This is a genomic window from Ensifer sp. ENS03 (assembly GCF_014852035.1).
GTDB lineage: Bacteria > Pseudomonadota > Alphaproteobacteria > Rhizobiales > Rhizobiaceae > Ensifer > Ensifer adhaerens.
In genome coordinates this window covers 778,421-792,610 of sequence record NZ_JACVAV010000001.1, presented here as the reverse complement: position 1 = coordinate 792,610, position 14,190 = coordinate 778,421, and the positions used below count along the sequence as shown (strand labels likewise).

Here is a 14,190-nt window from a genome sequence, read left to right as displayed (position 1 = left end):
ATACAGGAATATGCCGGTGCCGAAGGCACAATTTCATGATCTCAAAGACCGCGCGGTGCTGGTCACCGGTGGCGGTTCCGGCATTGGCGCAGCGCTTGTCGAGGGTTTCGTCGACCAGGGGGCACGGGTGGCCTTCGTCGATATCGACGAGAGGGCAAGCCTCGACCTCGTCGAAAGGCTCGCCATCAAGGCAAGCACGGCACCGGTCTATATTCCCGCCGACTTGCGCGACATCGAAGCGGTAAAAAAGGCCGCGCAGACTGCGGCGGCCGCTCTCGGCGCGCTCCACGTGCTCGTCAACAATGCGGCGCGCGACGATCGCGAGCCACTGGAAAGCGTGACCGAAGAGAGCTGGGACGAGAGCCAGGCGGTCAACCTCAGGCACCTCTTCTTCATGAGCCAGGCGGTTGCACCGCATATGCGCGAAGCCGGCGGCGGGTCGATCGTCAATTTCTCGTCGATCGCCTATCTGCTCAACATGGCCGAAATCCCGGCCTATGCGACGGCGAAAGCCGCCATTGTCGGCCTGACCAAATCGCTCGCCGGAAAGCTCGGCCAGGACAACATCCGCGTCAACGCGATCCTGCCCGGCATGATCGTCACCGAGCGCCAGAAACGGCTGTGGCTGAGCGACGCGGCAATCGCCGGCATGCAGGAACGGCAGTGCCTGAAGCGCAGCCTCACCGCCGACGATCTCGTCGGCCCTTGCCTTTTTCTCGCGTCGGCGTGCTCGTCGGGCATGACCGCGCAAACAATGATCATCGATGGAGGCGCACTTTGATGACGGCAGCCTATTATGCCGCAGTCGACTGGGGAACCACGAGTTTCCGGCTGTGGATCATCGGCGAGGACGGCTCGGTGCTCGCCGAGCGCCGAAGCGGCGAAGGCATGACCACGGCCAACAAGGCCGGGTTCCATGCGATCCTCGAAAAACACCTGGCCGCCGTCGATGCGCCAGGCCACCTGCCGGCGATCATCTGTGGCATGGCCGGTGCCAAGCAGGGTTGGGTCGAGGCCGGCTATCTCGATACGCCGGCCGCGCTCGCCGATATCGCCTCCCACGCCGTGGCAGTGCCGGATCTCGATCGCGACATCCGTATCCTGCCGGGTCTGGCGCAGCGTGATCGGCGGCACCCGGACGTGATGCGCGGCGAGGAGACGCAATTGCTCGGCGCAGCAAGCGACCTCGGTCGCGGTCTACATCTCGTCTGCATGCCGGGCACGCACAGCAAATGGGTGCGGCTCGAAGACGGCGCCGTCAGCGGCTTTTCCACCTTCATGACCGGCGAATTGTTCGACGTGATCTCCAAGCACTCGATCCTCAGCCACTCGATCGCCGACGCGCACGCGTTCACCGGCGATCATCCCGCCTTTGCGGCGGCGGTGGCCGAGGCACGCACAAATCCGGCGCTCGCCACCAGCCTGATCTTCGGCGCGCGCTCAGGCCAATTGCTGCACGGCGCAAGCGCGACCGACGCCAAGGCGTTGCTGTCGGGCACGCTGATCGGCCTGGAGATCGCCGGCGCGCTGGCTTCAGCCAAGACGATCGACAGCATCTGCCTCGTCGCCTCCGGATCCCTTGGTACGCTTTATCAGGCCGCGCTCGAAAGCCTCGACTGCCCTCTTCAGGTGGTCGATGCCGACACGGCCGTCCGCTCCGGCCTTTCGACCGCCGCCCAGGCGATCTGGCCCCTTTGAACGAAAGACACGCTCATGACCCGCATTCCCTTTCCGTCGATGAAGTACCCGCTGATCGCGATCCTGCGCGGCCTCAAGCCCGAGGAAACCGCAGGCGTCGTTGGTGCCCTGATCGAGACCGGCTTCTCCGCGATCGAGATCCCGCTGAATTCGCCCGATCCGTTCCGCTCGATCGAGACGGCAGTGAAGATGGCGCCCGAGGGATGCCTGATCGGCGCCGGCACGGTGCTGACGACGGCACAGGTGGAACAACTCGCCGATGTCGGCGGCCGCCTGATGGTGAGCCCCAATGTCGAGCCGGCGGTGATTTCTCTCGCCGCCAAGAAGGGCATGGTGACCATGCCCGGCGTGCTCACCCCGACCGAGGCGCTTTCGGCCGCGGCGGCGGGCGCCACCGGCCTCAAGTTCTTCCCGGCAAGCGTGCTCGGCCCGTCCGGCATCACCGCGATCCGCGCGATCCTGCCGCCGGAGCTGGAAATCGCTGCCGTCGGTGGCGTTTCGGACGCGAATTTCGGCGACTATGCCAAGGCCGGCATCCGCAGCTTCGGTCTTGGTTCCAGCCTCTACAAGCCCGGCATGAGCGCGGCTGAAGTGCGCGAGCGCGCCGTTGCCACCATCAAGGCCTACGACGCCGTCTACGGAGCGCGCTGATGAGCGACACCATCCCCTTCTCCGGCAGCATTCTCTGCGAAGCTACGTCGATCCTCGGCGAGGGTCCGACCTATGACCCGGCCACCGGCACCGCCTGGTGGTTCAACATCAAGGGCCAGGAACTGCATGAACTGCACCTAGAAAGCGGGCGCAAGACCGTGCACGCCCTACCCTTCCTCGGCAGCGTGCTCGCCGTCATCGATCCGACCCGGCAGCTGATCGCCTCCGACCAGGGCCTCTTCATCAGGGATACGCGGACCGGTGCCTTCAGCCTGCTGACCACGCTTGAGGACGAACCCATCAATCGCTCGAACGACGGCCGGGTTCATGCGTCCGGTTCGCTCTGGATCGGCACCATGGGCCGCAGCGCCGAAAAGGGCTCCGGCGCGATCTATCACGTCGCCGGCAGCAAGGTGACGAAGCTCTATGCCGCCATCACCATTCCCAACAGCATCTGCTTCTCGCCGGATGGAACCGTCGCCTATTTCGTCGATACCGACATCAATCACCTGATGCGCGTCGATATCGACGCCGCGACCGGGCTGCCGAAAGGCGAACCGAGCCTGCTCGTCGGCGGCAGTGGCGAAGCTGGCGGTATCGACGGCTCCGTGTGCGATGCCGACGGCCTGATCTGGAACGCCCGCTGGGGCAGCGGCACGGTCGATGTCTACCGCCCCGACGGCGCGCGCATCGCGCGCTACGCCGTGCCGACGAGCCAGCCGAGCTGTACCGCCTTCATCGGAGCGAAGGCCGACCGCATACTGGTCACATCCGCCTGGCAGGACATGGACGAGGCAACGCGTGCGGCGGACCCGCATGCCGGCAAGACCTTCGATCTCGGCGTCAGCGTCAAGGGCCGGTTCGAACCGTCTTTCCGTCTCTGACCGGAAATTCTTGGCCGAGTAACTCTTGGCGAAGCGCCAATAAAAAGTCATACAATTCAGCCACGCGTTTGATCGCATGGTGAGGAGGAAGCTCGCATGAGCGACAAGAAGAAAGAACTGCGCAGCCGTCACTGGTACGGCGGCACCGACAAGGATGGGTTTATCCATCGCTCCTGGATGAAGAACCAGGGATTTCCGGACCACGTTTTCGACGGCCGCCCGATTATCGGCATTTGCAACACCTGGTCGGAACTCACGCCCTGCAACAGCCATCTGCGCATTCTGGCAGAGGGCGTGAAGCGTGGCGTGTGGGAGGCCGGCGGTTTCCCGGTCGAGTTCCCGGTGTCTTCGCTCGGCGAGACGCAGATGCGCCCGACCGCGATGCTCTTTCGCAATCTGCTCGCCATGGATGTCGAAGAGGCGATCCGTGCCTATGGCATCGACGGCGTGGTGCTGCTCGGCGGCTGCGACAAGACAACCCCCGGCCAGTTGATGGGTGCGGCGTCGGTCGACCTGCCGACGATCGTCGTCTCCTCCGGCCCGATGCTGAACGGCAAGTGGAAGGGCAAGGACATCGGCTCCGGCACGGATGTCTGGAAGTTCTCCGAGGCCGTACGCGCCGGTGATATGAGCATGCAGGAATTCATGGCGGCAGAAAGCGGCATGTCGCGCTCACCGGGTGTGTGCATGACCATGGGCACCGCCACCACCATGGCGTCGATCGTCGAGGCTATGGGCCTGTCGCTGCCGACCAATGCCGCGCTGCCGGCCGTCGACGCCCGCCGCATGGCACTGTCGCACATGACCGGCAAACGCATCGTCGAGATGGTGCATGAAGACCTGCGCCTGTCGAAGGTGCTGACCAAGAAGAATTTCGAGAACGGCATCATTGCCAACGCCGCCGTCGGCGGTTCGACCAATGCCGTCGTGCACATGCTGGCGATCGCCGGCCGCGCCGGCGTTGATCTCTGTCTTGAGGATTTCGACCGCGTCGGCAGCCAGGTGCCGTGCATCGTCAACTGCATGCCGTCCGGCAAGTATCTGATCGAAGACCTCGCCTATGCCGGCGGCCTGCCGGCGGTGATGAACCGCATACAGCATCTGCTGCATGCCGACGCGCCGACGGTCTTCGGCGTGCCGATCAGCAAATACTGGGAAGATGCCGAAGTCTACAACGACGACGTCATCCGCCCGCTCGACAATCCGCTGCGGGCTGCCGCCGGCATTCGTGTGCTCAAGGGCAACCTTGCCCCGAACGGCGCCGTCATCAAGCCGTCGGCCGCAAGCGAGCATCTCCTCGTCCATGAAGGTCCGGCCTATGTCTTCGAGACGATCGAGGAGCTGAAGGCGAAGATTGACGATCCGGACCTGCCGGTGACCGAGGACACGATCCTCGTGCTCAAGGGCTGCGGACCCAAGGGCTATCCGGGAATGGCCGAAGTCGGTAACATGCCGATCCCGCGGCGCCTCGTCGAAAAGGGCGTGCGCGACATGGTGCGCGTGTCCGACGCCCGCATGTCCGGTACCGCCTTCGGCACCGTGGTCCTGCATGTCAGCCCGGAATCGAATGCCGGCGGGCCGCTCGCCATCGTCAAGACCGGCGACCGCATCCGCCTCGACGCGATGAAGGGCGAGCTCAACCTGATGATCAGCGAGGAAGAGTTTGCGACGCGCATGGCCGCCTGGCAGGCGCCGCCGCCGAAATGGACCCGCGGCTACTACAAGCTCTACCAGGACACGGTGCTACAGGCCGACAAGGGTGCGGACCTCGACTTCCTCGTCGGCGGCAGCGGCAGCGAAGTGCTGCGCGAAAGCCACTGACGGCTTCGGACGCAGTTCGAGGCTGACGCGTTTCAAATACCCCGCCCGTCAGGCGGGGTATTTTTATCCGGCCAGGGAACGGGAGCCCAACGGCGAAAGCCTTGCGGCCGGCGCACGCAGCCGCGACCAGGTTTCAAAGCCGTAGATGGCGAGCCCGAGCGCAATGAAAAACTCCTTGTACTCGGTCGGGTCCCAAAGGCGCACGAGCGTGGAAGCCTGGAGAATGAATAGCTCCTGGATCGCGACGATCAGAATGGCGCCTGCCGTCAGCACGATGAACTCGCGCCAGTGCCCCGCCCTCAGCGCGATATCGGCGATCACCAGCAGTATGATCACGGTCATCATCACCATCATCTGCGTCGGCAGCATGCTCCAGTTGTCGCTGTTGAAGGCGGCCATCGGGGCGCTTGCCGCCAGCACCAGCACGCTCGGGGCGAAAGCATCGAGCCGGCCAAGGCTGATGCTCTTGCGCAGATAGAGCCAGACGAAGGGCGCCAGCGTCAAAAGGAAGAAGCTACCGGTGTAGTAGAGCAGTTCCGAGAAGCCGGTGGAAATGTTGTGCAGGTTCAATTCCTGCTGCTTGTTGAGCGCGAGCAGGCCCTCCGGCGTGGCGATACCGAAGACGCGCTGCATCCAGGATATCTCCTCCATGCCGACCACGAAGAAGCAAAGCGCCAGAAGCGCTGCAAAAGCCGCGGCCATCCAGGCGCGACGTCCCATTCCTGAACGGGCCACGCGCAGTTGCCCGACGGCAGCAAACGCAAAGAAACCGCTGGCGATGAAGATCAGCAGGGCAGAGGCCCATTCGACCAGGCCGTCTTCACGCGCCAGAAGGCTGAAACCGAGGGGATCGGCAACGAACACCAGCGCCATCAGCACGGCGAGCATCCAGCCGGCGACACAAAGCCCAAGCTCACGGCCGGACGCCAGCCGCAGCTCCGGCGCGCCCAGCCAGGCGGCATCGCGGGTAAAGCCCTGAACCGCCGCGAGTGACAGGCTCAGCGCCACCCAGGCATGCCAGAGATTGTAGGGCTCGACGCCGGGAACCCGTTCCGAAAAATAGCGCAGCCCAAAAAGATTGCGCTCGATCAGAACGAGGCCGGCCATCGCCAGAACGCAGAGCAAGGAAACAGAGAGAAAGCGGCGCGGCAAAAACATCGTGAAAACCATCCCGGGATAACAGGGTGACGACGCTGCGCGCTATTTCCTGCCATCTGCCAAGTATCGACAAGAACGCTCAAGAATTCATGAACGGCCCAAAGTACATAATTGATCACTAAAATACATATATTCGAAAACCAAAATACATGTCCGCGCGAGATTGCCGACAATCCTTGGAAAATCGCGGACGAGGGTCACGTTCACCGGCAACGGACCTTTCGACCTGAAACTTTGACTATTTTTTCCGGAACCGTTCGGGCTCCCGGGCGTTGACACCATATCACCGGCGCGGTGGACATGGCGGCAGAAGCCAGGCCCGCGCCCTGATCGAAACGTCAAGGAAAGGCAGTTTGAGATGATCAAGAAACTCGTAACAACCGTAGCAGCCGGCGCGCTCTTCGCGGGTCTTACTGTCGCCCCGGTGGCTTTCGCGCAGGACGCAACCAAGCCGATGGAACAGCCGCAGACGATGCAGCCGGCGCAGCCCGCCCCGGACGCCATGGCTCCGGCCGATCAGGCTGAAACGAAGCCGCCGATCACGGAAACCAAGCCCGCGGATATGGCGCAATCGGACGCCACCTATCTGACCGAGCAGGCAAGCGACCAGATCGCAGCCAGCACCTATATCGGCCAGAGCGTCTACAATGCCGGTGACGAAAGCATCGGCGAGATCAACGACCTGATCATGAAGAAGGATGGCGGCGTGGAAGCGGCCGTAATCGGTGTCGGCGGCTTCCTGGGTCTCGGTGAAAAGGACGTAGCGGTTCCGTTTGATCGCATCACGATCGCCGAGCAGCCCAACACGGACAAGCTGAAGCTGACGACCACCGAAACCGCCGATACGCTGAAGGCGGCTCCGGAGTTCAAGACGAAGGCGCAGCAGGTTGCCGAACAGAACGCCAACCAGCCGGTTGACACGTCGACGACCTCTTCGACCACGACTACTGCACCGGCGCAGCCGATGCAGCAGGGTACCGAACAGCCGCAGCAGTAACGTCGTAGCATTCCAAGCTGTTCAGTACGCCTTCCAACGGGCGGCGGTGCCAGGCACCGCCGCCTTGGCTTTGCGTCAGACGAGCACTCCGTCGCGTAGGCATCGTAAATGCCCCCGTGGATGTTGCGGCTGGCGGCGGCATCGCCGATGCGGAACATGTCGAAGCGGGCATCGAGGTTTTCTGCGGGGTGGTGTTCTCACCGCGAAGCAGCGCCTTGTAATCGACGCCCCCAGCTTGCGTGAAAGCGGCTTCAGTTCACGATAGAGGTCGTCCATCGGCACCGTGCCATGCTCGACCACCACTTGCGCCACACGCCCCTTGATCGTTGCCTTGTCCGAAAAATCGGAACCGAGCGTCGCAACAAGGCCATTGCACTCCCGCCGAACGGATTTCAGCCGCGTGTTGATCGTCACCCGGACATTGTGTTCGGCAAAGGCGGTCGCATAGGGCACATGGTTCATGCCCCCCGACCTCGGGCGCGAACATGCGCTCGGGCGAGACGATCTCGAGCTCGCCGCCGCCGCGCGCGATCAGCTCAGCCGCCATCATGCCGCTATAGGCGCCGTTGTCGTCATAGAGCGGCCCCTCCAGCTTCACCGTCCAGGCGATGATATCCCAGCTCGCACGACGAGGTCGTCGGCTCAGGCGGCAAGACTGCAGCAGCGGATCTTTCGACGATGTCGTTTCCTGTTCCTTGAAAGGCGACCGAGCATGCCGGCTTCGTCAGTACCAAGCATCCGCCACGCTCTCCTTGCGGCGCGTGACATAATCGATCAGCGCCTCGTCGAGAGCCACATCCAGCGGCGGCGCTTCATATTCGGCAAGCGTCTTCTTCCAGGCGCGGTTGGCGCGCGTCGCCATGTCGGTCTCGCCCTCCTCAACCCATTTCTCGAAGGGCTCGTTGTCCGAAAGGGCCGAATTCCAGAAGGCGGTCTGGTAGTTGCGCATGGTGTGGTCGCAGCCGAGGAAATGGCTGCCGGGGCCGACCTGCAGGAAGGCGTCCATGGCCAGCGTGTTGTCGTCGACGACCACGCCGGCAAGATAGGAATGCAGCGCGCCGCAGAAGTCGGTGTCCATAACGAACTTCTCGTAGGACATCGCGAGCAGCCCATCGACGAAGCCGGCGGAATGCAGGATGAAATTCGCGCCGCAATGCACCGCCGAGAGCATCGACATCGCGCCTTCCTGCATCGCCTGTGCATCCGGCAGCTTCGAATTGGAGAAATTGCCGGCACAGCGCAGCGGCAGGCCGAGCCGGCGCGCAAGCTGGCCGACGACCATGCTGCCGATCGCCGGTTCCGGCGTGCCGAAGGTGGGCGAGCCCGAGCGCAGCGACATGGACGACAGGAAATTGCCGAAAATGACCGGGGCGCCCTTGCGCTCTAGCTGGGTCAGCGCACAGCCGGCAAGCGTCTCGGCATAGGACTGGGCGATGGCGCCGGCATTGGTGACCGGCCCCATGGCGCCGCCGAGGATGAAGGGCACAATGACCGCGGCCTGGTTTGCCCGCGCATAGGCGCGTAGCGACTTCGTCATCGTCCCGTCCCAGACGAGCGGCGAATTGACGTTGACGTTGCCGAGGATGACGCAGTTGCGATCGACGAAATCGCGACCAAAGAGAATGCGCGACATCTCGATCGAATCTTCGGCACGGTCTTCCGCCGTGATCGAACCCATGAAGGCGCGGTCGGAATATTTGATATGGCTGTAGACCATGTCGAGGTGGCGCTTGTTGACCGGCACGTCGACCGGCTCGCAGATCGTGCCGCCGGAATGGTGCAGCCAGGGGCTCGACTGCGCCAGCTTGATCAGGTTGCGGAAGTCCTCGATCGTGCCGTAGCGCCGGCCCTTGTCGAGGTCCATGACGAAGGGCGAGCCATAGGCCGGCGAGAAGACGACGTTGTTGCCGCCGATCTCGACATTGCGCGCCGGATTGCGGGCATGCTGGGTAAACTGGTGCGGCGCCGAGGCGACGATTTCCTTCAGCATGCCCGGTTCGAAGGTCACCCGGACGCCGTCGACCTTCGCGCCGGCCCTTCGCCAGTGATCGAGAGAAACCGGGTCGTCGCGAAACTCGATGCCGACTTCGGCAAGGATTCGATCGGCAATCGCTTCGATCCGAAGCAGGCTTTCCTCGCCGAGGATATCATAAGTCGGAATGTTTCTGGTGATGTAGGGAACACCGAGGCTGCGTCCTGCGCCCTCGCGCCGGTTCGGCCGTGTACCGCGTGTCCGTCTCGGTGCCGCCGCGTCCGTTGCCAGTGCCGTATCCATGCCCATATCCTCCCATCATCTCAGATGATGCTATGGGCGAAAAATTCCACTGTAACGCTGGAAAAATTCGATCCATGCTATAAGCGTGGTTTATGGAAAACCTGCGCCGCCTGCTCCCGTCCGCCGCAAGCCTCATCGTGTTCGAGGCAGCCGGCCGCCACCAGAACTTCACCCGTGCTGCCAACGAGCTCGGCATGACCCAGGCTGCCGTCTCCTACGCCGTGCGCGGTCTTGAGGAACAGCTGGGCGTGCCGCTGTTTCATCGCGTGCACCGCGCGGTCGAGCTGACGGAAGCGGGCGAGAAGTTTCATGCCGACGTCTCCGTCGGCCTGTCGCGCATCCAGAAGTCGGCCGAAGACATTCGCGCGAAAGGCCGCGAGACCAACGTGACGCTCGCGGCCTCCACCGCCTTTGCCTCGATGTGGATGCTGCCCCGCCTCAACCGCATGCGGGAGGACCTGCCGGAAATCGATCTCCGGATCCAGACCAGCGTGCGCGACCTCGATCTGGAAGAAGAGCCGATCCCGCTCGGCATCCGCGGCGGCGACCCAAGCCATTGGCCGCGTTACCATGCCGCCCTGCTCGCCGACGAGGTGGTCAACGCGGTCGCCACACCCGCCTATATCGAGCGGCACGGCCTGCCGAAAACGGCCGCCGACCTGCCACGGCACAATCTCATCCACCTGGAAGAGCCGGTCCGACGCGCCTGCGACTGGACCGAGTGGTTTGCGAGCGCCGGTCTTGCCTATCCCAAACAGGCCCGCCGGCTCTCGATCAACGACTATGTCCTGGTGATCCAGGCGGTGCTATCCGGCGAGGGCGTGGCGCTCGGCTGGGAACACTTGATCTATCCGCAGATCCGCTCGGGCGCGCTGGTTCCGGTCGCCGGACACGTCCTGAAGACGGGCCTTGCCTTCTACGTCGTCTGGCCGCGATCGCGCGAACTGAATGCGCAGGCCAAAAGGGTGCGTGACTGGCTGCTGGATGAGGGGCGGCGCGACCGCGCAGCGATGTCCGGCGCCGAGGACTAACCCGGATCAGGCCTGGGCGGGAAGATCGCGGTAGCGATCGGCAAGATAGCGCATCGTCGCCACCGCATCGGCGGGCTTTCCGTAGAAGTAGCCCTGCCCCAGTCCGCAGCCGAGCGCCTTCAGTTTCAGGGCTTCGGAAAAATCCTCGATGCCTTCGGCGACGACTTCGAGCTCAAGCCCCTCGCACATCGACACGATCGCCTTGATGATATGCTCCGAGGCACGATCGGCAGAAATGCGCGAGACGAAGGCCCGGTCGATCTTGACCTTGTCGAAGGAGAAGTCGCGCAGCCGGCCAAGGCTCGACTGGCCCGTGCCGAAGTCGTCGAGCGAGACGCGGACGCCGGCGGCGCGCAGTTCCGCAACGATCTTCTGGGCGATATCCGCATCGGCCATGACGGCCGTTTCGGTGATCTCCAGCTCCAGGCGCCGCGGGTCGAGGCCGATCTGGCTGATGATCGACAGCAGGCGCCGGCTGGTGGTCGGATCCGTGAGCTGCGCCGAGGAGAGATTGAAGGAGAGGAAGAGCTCCTTCGGCCAGGAAAGCGCGGCATGGGCTGCCTTGCGCAGCAGGACCTCGGCGAGCGAATCGATGAAACCACGTTCTTCGGCGAGCGGCACGAACACCGCCGGTGAGACATAGCCGAGATCGGCATCGCACCAGCGCGCCAAGGCCTCGAAGCCGACAACCGCGTCGTTGCGCAGATCGACGATCGGCTGGAAGTGCACGTCAACCTCGTTGGCGATGATGGCGTTGCGCAGCGCTTGCTCAAGCTGCGTCGCGCGCTTCATCTCCTGGGCGATCTCCTGCGAGTAGACGGTGATCTGCCCGCGGCCGCGGCGCTTCGAGCGATAAAGCGCGGTATCGGCGCTTTTCAGGAGGTCCTCGAATACCTCTCCGGCAAAGGGATAAACGGCGAAACCGAAGGAGGCGGACAGACGAACGTGACGGTCGCCGAGATCGAAGGGGGCCGACAGCACCTCCTTCAGCATCTGTCCGATCTTCTCGGCGCCCTTGCGCTCGAAGATCAGTGGCAACACGAAGGCAAATTCATCACTGTCGAAACGGATGATCGTGGCACCCTCGGGCGCGCAGGCCTTCAGGCGATAGGCCACCTGGCAGAGGATCTCGTCGCCCGCTTCCGGTCCGAACAGGTCATTGATCGGCTTGAAACCATCGATATTGGCAAGGCCGATGGTGAACGGGGCCGGGTCGCTGGCACGCTCCTCGGCGAGATCAAGCACACACTGGCGCAGGCAACGGGCGTTGCCGAGCCCGGTCAGTTGATCGACATCACCCCGGGCCGCAGGCGCCTCGCGGCCAGCACGGTGGTAAGGTGTTTCCGCTGTCATCATCGCCGTCCCCCCCTCATCTGGAAGGGATGGCGTGCGATCGAGCCCGCCGCCAGCGTGCGCCACGACGAAGACCGGCTGTGTCTTTCCGACACGACCGGGGCTTGGGCAACGAGGTGGATGCGAGGCATACGGATGGGGCTCTACACTTTAGCGGCAATTCGGGGCAGACGATCGCAATCGGCGGTTAACAATCCGATATCGTGCCGCTCCAAGATTTGCCATTGGCCTCCCCAATTCTAGCGAGTTGACACGCCTTTTACTCAACCTGCCGTTCGTACTGCCTTCACCGGCATGAATTTTCTCAACACCGCCTCGATCATATCGGGGCTCACCGGCTTCATGATGTGGTCGTCCATGCCGCATGCCTTGCATTGCTGCAGGTCGATATCCAAGGCCTGGGCGGTAACCCCGATGATCGGAGTTTTCTGTGCGCGTCCCTTTTCAGCCGACCGGATTGCGACGGTTGCGTCGAAGCCGTTCATGACCGGCATCGACACATCCATCAGCACAAGGGCCGGTTGCAGTTCGTGCCAGAGTTCGACGGCCTCGCGACCGTTGGCGGCGATCCGATGCGAAACGCCGAGCCCCTCGAGGATCTGGGTGAAGACGAACTGGTTGATCTGATTGTCCTCGGCAACGAGCACGTCGACCTGCGGAGCCGGCGGCGGCGGCGCGATCTCTTCGGCCTCGAACGACAGCGACCATTCCGGTTGCAGCGCGGCACCCGCGCGCTCGGAACAAACACGGAAGACTTCCGCAAGCACCGCCGCCCCGTCCTGATCGTCGTGCACCGGGAGGATCGGGCTGTCGCGCCAGCCGGCAGCGATCTTCTGCCGCTCGGGGAAAGCCGCGTCCAGCAACAGGATGTCGAGCTTCAGCCCCGCCTCGTCGACGGCAGCGCAGAAGGCGTACAATTCGTCGGCATCGCGAACGGCGCAGGCGTCGAGCCCGGAGCCGCGCAGCCGGGCGACAAGCCGCTCCTCCAGCGCTCGGTCGTCGGTCGCCAGAAGCACCCGCAGGCCGCGCGCCGGCAAGGTCTCGATCATCGACCCCGCCTCGACGAGCTGCTGGACATTCAGCGCCCGGAAAGGATCGTAGAAATTCTGCGCCGCGGCAAAAATGCTGTAGTCGCGGATCTGCAGGGCGACCTCGCCCGAGGGCTCCTCGCCGCCCTGATACCAGACGGCAATATCGGTCACGTCGTTCATGCAGGTGACGACGAAATGGCGGCCGGGCATGCCGACGCGGTACTTGCGGGTCAGCACCCAGAGGTCGCTACCGTCGGCACGCACGATGTGCTCGGCCTGCGAAAACGGTTTGCCGGTTTCAAGCACCATGCGATCGGACTGTTCGAAGCGCTCCGCCAGGTCGCTCTCGACCAGGTCCCAGGCTGAGCGGCCGAGGATGGCGTCCTGCGCCAGGTCATGGATCAGGCAGAAGGCCTTGTTGACTGCGATGTAATTGAGATTGCGATCCTTGACGCAGATGGGATTGGGCTGCGCGTCGAGGATCTGCTCGGTCAGTTCCACCCGCTCCAGGTCGGTCTGAAGCTGTTCGTCGCGCTTCTTCTGGTCGGAGACGTCGCTGATCGACAGGATGCCCATGCCGCTCGACAGGCGGCGCTTGCGCATCGAAACCCAGCGGGTGCGGCCGGCGCGCTCTACGCTCTCGTAGCGCTCGCGCCAATGCAGCGCCATGTGCTCGGCAATCCATTCCTCGCGGTTGGTGCGTCGGCGGCTGTTTTCCGGGACGGTGCCCGGACGGACACCGGTGTCATAGACGGCACCGAGGAAGTCCCTGAGCCGCGCGCCCGGCATCAGGGCTTCCGCCGGCACCGGGAAAAATTGCAGCATCGTGCGGCTGGCAAAGAGAATGGTATCGTCCCGGCTGCAGACAAGCACAGCGATGCCGAGTGCGTCGCAACTCGACTCAAGAATGACCCTGTTGATGTCCGCGCCGTTCGGCGCCCCATCGCTCATCGCACTGTCCTCACTCGCCTACCGCATGTGTCCCTGGATCGTCAGATCAGGGGGAACAGGCGGCCATCCAAAGTGCCACAACGGCCTGCCGCGTCTTCATAATGACGCGCGGCGCTGCAACGGCGGTTTCATTTCGGGACATGCTGGGGTGGCCTTGGCAGGCGTCTCTTCGAGCGGCGGGAGTGCGGCGTCCAGCTACGCCGCAAGGCTCAAAAGACAAAACCCGTGATCATTCAGGTTGTTGTGGAAAATCGCAGCAGAGTGTTAAGGGCCGATTAAACCCTCGATCATTTTTCAAGGGTGTCGGCACCAAGCGCTCGCGACCGGGGACGAGATACCG

12 protein-coding genes are annotated in these 14,190 nt (G+C 63.6%); 7 read left to right on the top strand and 5 right to left on the bottom strand.

Translation table 11 applies throughout. The features are described 5' to 3' along the window. Positions 1-10 precede the first annotated feature (10 nt). The 5 genes from IB263_RS03845 (at position 11) to IB263_RS03825 (ending at position 5,054) form a co-directional block, all read left to right on the top strand. Complete coding sequence (locus tag IB263_RS03845) at positions 11-781, top strand: SDR family NAD(P)-dependent oxidoreductase (RefSeq protein WP_060529839.1); 771 nt, start codon at positions 11-13, stop codon at positions 779-781. Then, positions 778-1,698, top strand: a complete 921-nt coding sequence (locus IB263_RS03840) for a 2-dehydro-3-deoxygalactonokinase (RefSeq protein ID WP_177235696.1) — start codon at positions 778-780, stop codon at positions 1,696-1,698. Before IB263_RS03845 ends, IB263_RS03840 begins: the two co-directional genes overlap by 4 nt. Before the next feature lie 15 nt (positions 1,699-1,713). Then, positions 1,714-2,349: a 2-dehydro-3-deoxy-6-phosphogalactonate aldolase gene (locus IB263_RS03835; RefSeq protein WP_112975945.1), complete on the top strand. Its 636-nt coding sequence runs from the start codon at positions 1,714-1,716 to the stop codon at positions 2,347-2,349. Then, positions 2,349-3,233 carry an SMP-30/gluconolactonase/LRE family protein gene (locus IB263_RS03830; protein ID WP_192437659.1) on the top strand — a complete coding sequence of 295 codons (885 nt, stop codon included), beginning with the start codon at positions 2,349-2,351 and terminating at the stop codon, positions 3,231-3,233. Before IB263_RS03835 ends, IB263_RS03830 begins: the two co-directional genes overlap by 1 nt. Positions 3,234-3,329: 96 nt before the next feature. Next, positions 3,330-5,054 carry an IlvD/Edd family dehydratase gene (locus tag IB263_RS03825; RefSeq protein ID WP_090294865.1) on the top strand — a complete coding sequence of 575 codons (1,725 nt, stop codon included), beginning with the start codon at positions 3,330-3,332 and terminating at the stop codon, positions 5,052-5,054. Between the two features lie 63 nt (positions 5,055-5,117). Here the strand turns inward: IB263_RS03825 and IB263_RS03820 are convergent, their stop codons facing one another. After that, positions 5,118-6,212, bottom strand: a complete 1,095-nt coding sequence (locus IB263_RS03820) for a hypothetical protein (protein WP_192437657.1) — start codon at positions 6,210-6,212, stop codon at positions 5,118-5,120. Positions 6,213-6,570: 358 nt separating this feature from the next. Between IB263_RS03820 and IB263_RS03815 the strand changes: the two genes are divergently transcribed. Then, complete coding sequence (locus IB263_RS03815; protein ID WP_060516403.1) at positions 6,571-7,209, top strand: PRC-barrel domain-containing protein; 639 nt, start codon at positions 6,571-6,573, stop codon at positions 7,207-7,209. Between the two features lie 75 nt (positions 7,210-7,284). On the opposite strand, the gene IB263_RS03810 is transcribed toward IB263_RS03815, so the two are convergent. Next, complete coding sequence (locus tag IB263_RS03810) at positions 7,285-7,671, bottom strand: hypothetical protein (protein WP_192437655.1); 387 nt, start codon at positions 7,669-7,671, stop codon at positions 7,285-7,287. Positions 7,672-7,933: 262 nt separating this feature from the next. Beyond that, entirely contained in the window at positions 7,934-9,484 is a 1,551-nt protein-coding gene (locus IB263_RS03805) for a trimethylamine methyltransferase family protein (RefSeq protein ID WP_192437653.1), read from the bottom strand. Between the two features lie 92 nt (positions 9,485-9,576). Here IB263_RS03805 and IB263_RS03800 point away from each other — a divergent pair, with 92 nt between their 5' ends. Next, positions 9,577-10,515 (top strand): LysR substrate-binding domain-containing protein, encoded by a 939-nt coding sequence (locus tag IB263_RS03800; protein WP_060584079.1) that lies wholly within the window; start codon positions 9,577-9,579, stop codon positions 10,513-10,515. Between the two features lie 6 nt (positions 10,516-10,521). On the opposite strand, the gene IB263_RS03795 is transcribed toward IB263_RS03800, so the two are convergent. Together IB263_RS03795 and IB263_RS03790 are read right to left on the bottom strand one after the other, a co-directional pair. Next, complete coding sequence (locus IB263_RS03795) at positions 10,522-11,868, bottom strand: bifunctional diguanylate cyclase/phosphodiesterase (protein WP_246810967.1); 1,347 nt, start codon at positions 11,866-11,868, stop codon at positions 10,522-10,524. Between the two features lie 263 nt (positions 11,869-12,131). Continuing rightward, the gene (locus IB263_RS03790; protein WP_192437637.1) at positions 12,132-13,850 is read right to left on the bottom strand and encodes a response regulator; all 1,719 of its coding nucleotides are present in this window, start codon (positions 13,848-13,850) and stop codon (positions 12,132-12,134) included. Positions 13,851-14,190 lie beyond the last annotated feature (340 nt).

Excerpts from the sequence above, each read along its gene's own strand:
- IB263_RS03825 (WP_090294865.1), top strand. The coding sequence starts at position 3,330 with ATGAGCGACAAGAAGAAAGAACTGCGCAGCCGTCACTGGTACGGCGGC.
- IB263_RS03805 (WP_192437653.1), bottom strand. The coding sequence starts at position 9,484 with ATGGATACGGCACTGGCAACGGACGCGGCGGCACCGAGACGGACACGC.
- IB263_RS03790 (WP_192437637.1), bottom strand. The coding sequence starts at position 13,850 with ATGAGCGATGGGGCGCCGAACGGCGCGGACATCAACAGGGTCATTCTT.
- IB263_RS03800 (WP_060584079.1), top strand. The coding sequence starts at position 9,577 with ATGGAAAACCTGCGCCGCCTGCTCCCGTCCGCCGCAAGCCTCATCGTG.
- IB263_RS03830 (WP_192437659.1), top strand. The coding sequence starts at position 2,349 with ATGAGCGACACCATCCCCTTCTCCGGCAGCATTCTCTGCGAAGCTACG.
- IB263_RS03815 (WP_060516403.1), top strand. The coding sequence starts at position 6,571 with ATGATCAAGAAACTCGTAACAACCGTAGCAGCCGGCGCGCTCTTCGCG.
- IB263_RS03820 (WP_192437657.1), bottom strand. The coding sequence starts at position 6,212 with ATGTTTTTGCCGCGCCGCTTTCTCTCTGTTTCCTTGCTCTGCGTTCTG.
- IB263_RS03810 (WP_192437655.1), bottom strand. The coding sequence starts at position 7,671 with ATGAACCATGTGCCCTATGCGACCGCCTTTGCCGAACACAATGTCCGG.
- IB263_RS03845 (WP_060529839.1), top strand. The coding sequence starts at position 11 with ATGCCGGTGCCGAAGGCACAATTTCATGATCTCAAAGACCGCGCGGTG.
- IB263_RS03795 (WP_246810967.1), bottom strand. The coding sequence starts at position 11,868 with ATGACAGCGGAAACACCTTACCACCGTGCTGGCCGCGAGGCGCCTGCG.
- IB263_RS03835 (WP_112975945.1), top strand. The coding sequence starts at position 1,714 with ATGACCCGCATTCCCTTTCCGTCGATGAAGTACCCGCTGATCGCGATC.